General features: G+C 62.5%; 10 protein-coding genes. 7 read left to right on the top strand and 3 right to left on the bottom strand.

Annotated features, from left to right (window positions below; all coding sequences use genetic code 11):
- Positions 1 to 613 (bottom strand): acyltransferase (locus D0550_RS20305; RefSeq protein ID WP_153067243.1); only part of this gene is annotated, 613 nt, incomplete at its 3' end.
- A gap of 134 nt (positions 614 to 747) precedes the next feature.
- Here D0550_RS20305 and D0550_RS20310 point away from each other — a divergent pair.
- Both D0550_RS20310 and D0550_RS20315 read left to right on the top strand, forming a co-directional pair.
- The gene (locus D0550_RS20310; protein WP_116811019.1) at positions 748 to 1,536 is read left to right on the top strand and encodes a DUF4159 domain-containing protein; all 789 of its coding nucleotides are present in this window, start codon (positions 748 to 750) and stop codon (positions 1,534 to 1,536) included.
- A gap of 4 nt (positions 1,537 to 1,540) precedes the next feature.
- Entirely contained in the window at positions 1,541 to 2,035 is a 495-nt protein-coding gene (locus tag D0550_RS20315) for a GNAT family N-acetyltransferase (protein ID WP_206606427.1), read from the top strand.
- An 8-nt stretch (positions 2,036 to 2,043) separates the two neighbouring features.
- Here D0550_RS20315 and D0550_RS20320 read toward each other — a convergent pair whose 3' ends face one another.
- The gene (locus D0550_RS20320; protein ID WP_116811021.1) at positions 2,044 to 3,318 is read right to left on the bottom strand and encodes a fimbria/pilus outer membrane usher protein; all 1,275 of its coding nucleotides are present in this window, start codon (positions 3,316 to 3,318) and stop codon (positions 2,044 to 2,046) included.
- A 262-nt stretch (positions 3,319 to 3,580) separates the two neighbouring features.
- Here D0550_RS20320 and D0550_RS20325 point away from each other — a divergent pair, with 262 nt between their 5' ends.
- The 5 genes from D0550_RS20325 (at position 3,581) to D0550_RS20345 (ending at position 7,763) form a co-directional block, all read left to right on the top strand.
- The gene (locus tag D0550_RS20325; protein WP_275129264.1) at positions 3,581 to 4,147 is read left to right on the top strand and encodes an RNA polymerase sigma factor; all 567 of its coding nucleotides are present in this window, start codon (positions 3,581 to 3,583) and stop codon (positions 4,145 to 4,147) included.
- A gap of 10 nt (positions 4,148 to 4,157) precedes the next feature.
- Positions 4,158 to 4,616, top strand: a complete 459-nt coding sequence (locus tag D0550_RS20330) for a hypothetical protein (protein ID WP_116811023.1) — start codon at positions 4,158 to 4,160, stop codon at positions 4,614 to 4,616.
- Positions 4,617 to 4,634: 18 nt separating this feature from the next.
- Positions 4,635 to 6,365, top strand: a complete 1,731-nt coding sequence (locus tag D0550_RS20335) for an RDD family protein (protein ID WP_153067244.1) — start codon at positions 4,635 to 4,637, stop codon at positions 6,363 to 6,365.
- Positions 6,366 to 6,438: 73 nt separating this feature from the next.
- Positions 6,439 to 6,939, top strand: a complete 501-nt coding sequence (locus D0550_RS20340; protein ID WP_116811025.1) for a metallophosphoesterase family protein — start codon at positions 6,439 to 6,441, stop codon at positions 6,937 to 6,939.
- Positions 6,940 to 7,082: 143 nt separating this feature from the next.
- Positions 7,083 to 7,763, top strand: a complete 681-nt coding sequence (locus tag D0550_RS20345) for an SOS response-associated peptidase (RefSeq protein WP_116811026.1) — start codon at positions 7,083 to 7,085, stop codon at positions 7,761 to 7,763.
- A 38-nt stretch (positions 7,764 to 7,801) separates the two neighbouring features.
- Here D0550_RS20345 and D0550_RS20350 read toward each other — a convergent pair.
- Positions 7,802 to 8,857 (bottom strand): YncE family protein (locus D0550_RS20350; RefSeq protein WP_153067245.1); only part of this gene is annotated, 1,056 nt, incomplete at its 5' end.

The raw sequence follows: 8,857 nt of genomic DNA on the forward strand, positions 1-8,857 counted from the left end.
GCAGCGTCAGATGTGTATAAGAGACAGGCTCATGCTTGGCGCGCGTGAAGCGGGTGCCCTCGACGAAGTTCATCACCGACAACCGGGATGTGCATGAAAACTTTTGCGCAAAAGCGCGCCGGGTCGCAGCAAATAATTCTCGCCCCGCCAGCTCCCGGCCCGCTTCTCCAGCTGCTGCCGCGAGTAACGCTTCATGAAGGGGAAAATCGAGGGGCCCACCACGCCAGGCCGAGCAGCGGCACCCCAGAACAGCTTGACTCTTTTCAAGGGAAAAAAAAGCGCAAACAGCGGCACGCGCCGGTTCAGCGCCGCCTGCAAGCATCGGGATGTCGACCCAGGTCTGATGATTCGCCATCACCAGGTAATGCCCGTCGGGCCGCAGTCGGGCGTCGATGTCGAACACGAAACGGGTGCTGGTGAAGCGGCGAATCATGGTGGTGTTGGTGCTGATCCAGCTGGCGGCGATGGCCATCAGCAGCCAGTCACACGCGCGGCGAACCGGTCGTAGCGGCGCAATCGCTTTGATCACCGCCACCAGCAGCAGCGGCGGCACATGTATCAGGGTGTTCGTGGTCAGCAGCAGTGCGCCGAACGCGATTCGTAACCAGCTCATCGCGAAACTCTTCTCGCCCCGGAGCCGGGGCGCGCGCAGCATACTGAAGATGAGGCCGATGTGGCGATTTTCCCTCTCTGCTTGCCCCGCGGAACCCATTGCAAGAGCGCAGGGTTGATGCCATCGTGACTCGCATGAGCCGCAACTCGACGAGGTCCCTGTTCCGACGCCCGATCTGGGTTGCGGCCCGGCGTCTGGTCGCACTGATCGCGATTCCCATCATCGCGCTCGCCTCGGACACCACCGTCAACGGCCCGGCCGGTCCGAACCCCGAATTCCAGTTCGTACGCATGCAATACACCGGCACCAGCCTGTTCGGTGGCCGCGAGCGCTGGCTGACCGACTGGCCCGAAGCCGAGCAACACCTGATCCGCGGCATCAAGCGCCTGACGCGCATCGACATCGCCGAGGAAGGCCGCTATCTCAGCATCATGGATGACGCGCTGTTCGACTATCCCTGGATCTATGCAGTGGAAGTCGGCCATTGGATGCTGTCCGACGAGGAAGTGGCGCGGCTGCGCGAATATTTGTTACGCGGCGGCTTCCTGATGGTCGACGATTTTCACGGCACTCTGGAATGGGCCACGTTCATCCAGGGCATGCATCGTATTTTTCCGGACCGCGCCGTGGTCGACATTCCACCGGACGATGCGGTTTTTCATGTGGCGTACGACATCACCGAGCACGTGCAGATTCCCGGCATTCAATCGTTGTACAGCGGCCGCAACTACGAGAAAGACGGCTTCACGCCGCACTGGCGCGGCATTTATGACGACGACGGTCGGCTGATGGTGGTCATCAATTTCAACATGGACCTCGGCGATTCATGGGAGCACGCCGATGTGCCTGAATACTCGCTGCGCTACACGACGCTGGGGTACAAGTACGCAATCAACTATATTCTCTACTCGATGACGCATTAGCGTCGTGCCCATTCATGCAGGCCGACTCGCGATGACCATTCACTGGCAGTGGCGCAGCTACACCGAACTTGCGCCGCTGGAGATCTACGCGATCTTCGCCGCCCGACAGGCGGTGTTCATCGTCGAGCAGGCGTGTCCGTACCCGGACATCGACAGCAAGGATCTGCACGCGCTGCATCTGGCGGGCTGGTCGGGCGATCAGCTGGCGGCGTATTTGCGCTTGCTGGCGCCCGGTGCGAGCTATCCGGACGAGCCCTCACTCGGCCGCATCATCACCACGAAGATGGCACGCGGCACTGGGGTCGGCCGAGAACTGGTCGCTCGCGGACTGGAAAAGCTGCACGAGCTGTATCCAACGCTGCCAACGCGCATCGGCGCGCAAGCTCATTTGCACAAGTTCTATGGCTCGTTTGGATTCGTGCAATCGTCGGAGCCGTACGACGAGGACGGCATCATGCACATCGAGATGCTGCGAGCCCCTGGGCCGGTCGCGCGCTGAGCTCTCACCTATTCGATGTCGTTGGAGCTGCGCGGCAGCTGCAGATCCAGCTCTTCGAGATCGTCCACCACCGGCCGCGTCGACTTGATGCCGCCGAAGGGCCGCTTGTAAGAAAGATATACCGACGAGCCGAAGTTGTCTTCGAGCGAATGACCGGCGCTCATCGACATCGTGCCACGCCCCACGCCCATGCTCTGTTTCACGGCAATGAGGTTGGTGCGCTCACGGGCCCACGTGGTCTGAGTCGCATACGCGACCGACAAGTTCGATCGTTCTGTGACGTTCACGCCCACGCTCGCCAGATCCCGCTGCATGATGGGATCGGTCAGCGCCATGCTGCCGATGTCACGAAACTCGCGGCTCTGGAAGCGCGAACGAAACATCAGATTGAACATCGAGTTGGTGTGCTCGAAACCGACTTTCGACATCCAGCCCGAGCCGCCGCTCACCGCATTGCTCTGGGCAAAGGCCAGCGACGCGGTACCGATCGAACCGATGCGACGAGCGACTCCTAAACCGAGCGCGCCCACCTCGTCAGCAAGATATTCGCCATGCGCTTCGACGGTGAAGCCCATCGGCGCGCCACAAGTGACCGTCGTGTTCGCGAACATCGGGCCATAAGAGTTGCTGGTCAGCGCGTAATCCTCGCGCACCCTGCCGAAGCCCACCGAGAAGTCCGAGCAGCCGCGCTCGACCAACCGGGTCCGCGCGATCATCGGGGCCGCAACGGATTCGGAACGGCCAAGCGCATCGCGCACGGCCAGATTCCAGCCCTGTTCGCCCGAGGGCAGGGAACGATTCACTGAAAGGTTTTGCTGGCTCAGGCTGGTCCCGGACTGGCCGGTCGAGGCGAACAACGCATCGGCGACGGTGGGCAACACAGCCAGACCGCTGCTGGCGAGCTTGCTCGAGCTGATCACGTCGTCGCGCGTATCGGAGCGGGTGCCGTACTGCATGCCACCGTAGCGGACCGAGGTGCCCCACATGCCGACCGAACTGACCGCATCACCGACGCGCAGGCTTTCCTGACCCATTTGCTGGGTATACGAGGATTGCAGGCGGGTCATGGTGTCGGCAGCCGTCGCCGGATTCAGCGAAGTGGTAAAGCTGTAATCGAGCTTGCCGGCATCGCTCAGCACCTGGGCGTTGACGGACGAATAGGCGGGATTCAGCGACGTCGCGCGCACCGCCACGGTCTCGGGCTCGCTGACTTTGGGCACGGCGCAGGCGGTGAGCGCCGTAGCCGGAAGCAGGATGAAGATGGTCCGTATCGTCGAAGTCATCAGCTCAACAAACTCAACTGCGGCTTGGGCGCGCCTTTCAATGAATCAGTACGGCACCGTGGGTGGTTTGGTGGGCGACATTGCCCTGCAAGCAGCACCGAAGTCTAAGCAAGCCGTCCTCGATTGACCATAAGCCGGGCCCTGTAAGTGTGCGGATTACGTCGCATTTCCACACTGGAGCCAGTAATGTCCGGGGGCCGGACCGAAGCGGCTGTAACTTCCCTGCGAGCGCGGTGTTCTCAAGCTAAACGACGACATCACCGTGGCAAGGCACCCCCCGGAAACCCCCGCGCCCCAGGACGAATTCGCAAGCTTCATGCGTGCTTATCAGGACATGGTCTTTTCCACCGCCGCGCGGATCACCGGCCGCGACGGCCCGGCGGAAGACATTGCCCAGCAGGTGTTCTTGAAGGCTTACGAGAATTTCGCCCAGTTGCGCGCCAGCCCGGCCGCCGGCGGCTGGCTCAAGACCGTGGCCCGCAACCTGGCGCTGAACCATGCGACGCGCTATCGCCGTCGCTGGCGGTTCTTTTCCGAGATGCGCAGCGAGGACGACGACGATGCGGAGCCGGAGATTCCGCAGCCTGAGGGCGAAGTCGCCGACTTCGATGCAGACACCCGCCGCGCCATCGTGGCCGAGGCCTTGCAGAAATTACCCGATCATCGCCGTCTGCCGTTGGTGCTGTACCACTTCGAAGAAATGTCCTACGACGAGATTGCCCGGCAGCTCGGCATTTCGCTGCCCAAAGTGAAAATCGACATCATGCGGGCGCGCGGCGCGCTCGCGAAGATCCTCGCCGCCCGCGGTCTGACGGCTGACTGTTTTTGAGGCCGCCACCATGAACACGCCCTTGAACCCGAACGAGCAACACGAGCAACTGGAGCGCTTCATCGACCAGGCGCTGCGCGATCAGCCTGTGCGTCGCGCGCCGGTCGATCTCGAATCCAAAGTGATGGCGGAGATCGCGCGTCGCGCGGCGGCGCCCTGGTGGCAGGGCAGCTTCTCCGGCTGGCCGGTGGCGGCACGCCTGCTATTCATCATTGGCTCCGCCGGCTTCATCACACTGGTGCTGAAAGCGTCCGCAATGATCATCGATCCGATCAATCCGGGGGCGCGCAGTGCCGCCTTGTTCGCCGACGTGGCGTGGATTCCTTCCCTGTTCATGACCATCGGCACGGTCTTTCGGGATCTGCCGTCGTTGTGGGTGTATGGCGGCGCGACGATTCTCGGCGCCCTGTATCTAACGTTGTTCGGTGTCAGCGCGGCTGCTTACCGGACGTTGTATGCGCCTCGTTAACGGCGCGTGGTGTTTCGTATGAAACGTTTGCTACTAGGTTTTTTTGCGATCGCGGTGCTCGCCGGCTTTGGCAGCACTCAGCAGGCGGTTGCGCAGGAAGAGGTCAAGCCGCCCATCGAAGTGGAGCGGGACAATGAGATAGAGCGCTCCATTCAGCGCGGGTTGGAACAGGCGGAGCGCGAGGCCAGGCGTGCGGAGCGAGCCGCCGAGCGCGCCACGCGACGCTTCAATGGCCGCAACGACAGAGTCATCGTAAACATCGGCGATGACTCCTCGCTGCGCGCCGGCGAATACGCGGACGCGGTCATCTCGGTATTTGGCTCGGCGTCGTCGGCGGGCGAAGTCGGTGAAGCCGTCGTCGCCATTGGTGGCAACTCCACCGCAACCGGCCCGGTTGGCGAAGGCGTCGTCGCGCTGTTCGGCAACGTGTATGTGGACAGCGAAGTCGGCCAGGACGTGGTCGCGATCTTCGGCAACGTGCAGCTCGGCCCCAATGCTGTCGTCAACGGCGAGACAGTCACCGTCGGTGGCGTGATCACACGCGATCCTTCCTCCAAGGTGCTCGGCGGACAACAGCAGATCGCGTTCGGTCAGCACTTCGGCGAGCTGAAGTGGCTGAAGTCATGGTTCGAGCAGTGCTTCCTGTATGGCCGCCCGCTGGCGTTCGACTCGAGCGTCGCATGGGCATGGTGGCTGGCCTTCGGCTTCCTCGGTCTGTATGTATTGCTGGCAGTGATGTTCGACGGGGCCTTGCAGCGCTGTGTCACCACGCTGGAGGAGCGGCCCGGCGAATCTGTCATCGCGACCATCCTGTCCGTGCTGCTGTCGCCGATCCTGATCATCCTCATGCTGATCACTGTGATCGGTGTGGCGCTGGTGCCGTTCCTGGCGCTCGGCATGTTCTGCGCGGCGCTGTTCGGCAAGGCGGTTGTGCTCGCAACGCTCGGACGGCGCATTACTCGCTTCACCGGCGTCGGCGCGTTCAGTCATCTCGCGGTCGCTACCCTGCTCGGCGGATTGATCGTCCTGCTGCTGTACACGGTGCCGGTGCTCGGCTTCATCGTGTCCAACGTGGTCGGCGCGCTGAGCTTCGGTGTCGTCGTATATACGTTGCTGTTGGCACAGCGCGCGAGGAGCGCAGCTGCTGCTCCGGCTCCCGCTGCTGTTGCTCCAGCCCCGGCTCCCGCTCCGGCTCCGGCTCCGGCTCCGCAGACAGTTGTTGAGTCATCAGCTGCTACGTCAGGCACTGGGCCTGAAGCAACCGTCGAATCGGCTGGCATTGCAGGCGAAGGCACTACGGTTCCGCCGTCCGCTGCTGCTCCTCCTCCGCCGTCAGCTCCGCCTGTGAGCCCGAGCAATATCGAGCTCAACAGCCTGCCTCGCGCAGGATTCTGGATTCGCATGGGTGCGCTGACACTTGATGCGCTGATCGTGGCCATCGTCGTCAACTGGATGGAGCCGGGCGGTCATCTGTTCCTGGTCGCGCTGGCCGGCTACGGCGCGCTGATGTGGAAGCTGAAGGGCACGACCGTCGGCGGCATCGTCTGCAATTTGCGCGTGGTGCGCACGGACGGTCGCGACATCGAATGGGAAACCGCCATCGTGCGCGCGCTCGGTTGTTTTCTGTCGCTCATTCCCGCCGGCCTCGGCTTCATCTGGATGGCATTCGACAGCAACCGCCAGACCTGGCACGACAAGATCGCGGGCACCGTGGTGGTGCGCGTGCCGAGGAACACGCCGCTGGTGTGATGGCTCAGCGGCTGGCGGCTTCGGCACGACGACGCTACAGTGACGAGTCGTCGCCGCTCATGCTGAACAGTCAATGGAATCCGCGATCTCTTCCGACACGCCCGACCAGACCGTCATTGGCGTGGTCTCCGACACTCATGGTCTGTTGCGCCCCGAAGCGCTGAAGCACCTGAACGAGGTCGACCGCATCGTTCATGCGGGTGACATCGGCGCACCGAACGTCCTGGAAAAATTGCGGAAGCTTGCGCCTGTGGACGCCGTCCGCGGCAACAACGACAAAGGCACCTGGGCGGAAGCAATTCCTGAAACATTGTTCCTGGAGATCCGCGGGCATCGGATTCATGTGCTGCATGACTTGAATCAGATCGATCTCAGCCCGGCGGCCGCGGGCATGTCGGCGATCATCAGCGGTCATTCCCACAAGCCGTTGGTGGAAGAGCGCGAGGGTGTGTTGTTCATCAATCCCGGCAGCATCGGACCGCGTCGATTCCGACTGCCGATCTCGCTGGCGAAGTTGTATATAACCGCCACAGCAGTTCGCGCCGAGATCATCGAGCTGAAGCTGCCCGGCTGAGCGGCTCTGTTCGCGTGCAGTGCGATGTCAGTTTCGATGTTGCCGGCAATATTTGCCCGCAACCCTGAACGCGACCAGCGACGCTCGGGAATCTGCGCGACGTCACATTTCTATCAGGACACGGCACCTATTCTCGTCGGCCCATGTGTGAGCGATTCGTCATAGCCAATCAAGCTGCGGTGGAACATGAGTTTCCGCTGCTGCATGCGTGGTGGCGTTTCGAGCCGAGCTTCAATGTTTCCACGCGCAACAACGTGCCGGTCATCCGTCTGCACGAGGGCGAGAGCGAAGGCGTGATGATGCGCTGGGGCCTGGTTCCAGATTGGGCGGAAGGCGACGAGCGCAAAGCCTGCACGACACACGCGTCGACCGATGAGCTCGATCGCAACAACGCGTTCAGCGGCGCGTGGTGGCGAGGACAGCGCTGCATCCTGCCGCTCTCGGGCTTCTATGGCTGGCAGCTCACACCGCACCAATACTTGCAGCCCTACTTTGCACGGCTGGTCAATCGTTCAGTGTTCGGCGTTGCCGCAATCTGGGATCGAACCGTCAACAAGGACGAAGACGACGTCATCGACGGCTGCGCTGTGCTCACGGTGCCGCCGAACGAGCTGCTGGCGGACGTGCACAACACCGCGCAACGCATGTTGGCCATCCTGCACAAAGATGAATATGAACCCTGGCTGCGAGGCTCGACGGCTCGCGCGCGCTCGCTGTTGCGAACCTATCCGCAAGACAAGATGGTCGCGCACGCCGTGAGCCCGCGCATCAACTCACTCAAGTACGACGACGAGCAGCTGATCAAGCCGGTGCTGTTCGGCTAGGCGGCGCCGATTTTCACCGGCGCGCGCGGCTCGAGCTACTACTTGATCGTCAGCGACGAATAGCCCAGGCCGTCCGGCTCGCGGCCCGCTTGCAAGCGAGCGACGATTTTGAGCGAGCTCAAATCGATCACCGTGATGGTGTCGAAATTGGTATTGGCCACGAACGCCACCGACAACGATTCCGGCATCAAGATGCCCACCGGTACCGGGCCGGTGCCGAACTGAGCCGCCATGCGCGGCCCATCCGTCTTCGGCAATTGCTCGCCTTCCTGCAGCATCGGGATGCTCGTGACCTTCTGCTTGGTCACCGTATCGAAGACGGCGACATCGCCCGACTTGGCATTGGAAATCAGCGCGCGCGTGCCATCGGGCGTGAACTTCACGCGAATCGGCATCGTGCCGGGCTCGAGCGTGGCGGTGATCTCCAGACTCGCCGGATCGATGATGGACACCGTGTCGGACTCGCGATTCGTCACCCACAGTTCGCTGCCATCCGGCGCCACCGCGATGCCTTCGGCGCCCTTCCCCGTAGCGACATCGGTAACACGTTCGTAAGCCGAGAGATCGATCACCGTGGTCGAGCCCGAGCCGAGGTTCGCAGTAAACGCGCGACGATGTTTCGGACTGACGGCAACCATGTGCGTGCCGACCTGATCGGTCGCGATCGCATGTTTCACCTTGCCATCGTTGACGCCGACGACCAGCACCGCTTTGCTGCCTTCGACGGTCACCAACACTTCATCGCCCTGCAGCCAGACGATGCCGTGCGGTCGGCGGTAAGTGCCCAGATCGATGGTCCGCAGCACTTTCTTGCCCGGCACATCCACGACGGTCAGGGACTTGCCTGGATTGGACGTGTCGCCGTAGTTGGTGACCACTGCGGTCTTGCCATCCTTGGACACAGCGACTTCATGCGGGCCGCCGCCGGTGGGCAGCGTGGCCTTGATCTTGCTGCTCGCCAGATCGATGAACGACACGGTGTCGTCGGACTTGTTGAGCACGAGCAAGGTGCCCGACGACGCGGCGCTCGCGGTGCCGCCGACAGCCATCAATACCAACGACCAGAGCCTGTCTCTTATACACATCTCCGAGCC

This window comes from Steroidobacter cummioxidans (genome assembly GCF_003104955.1).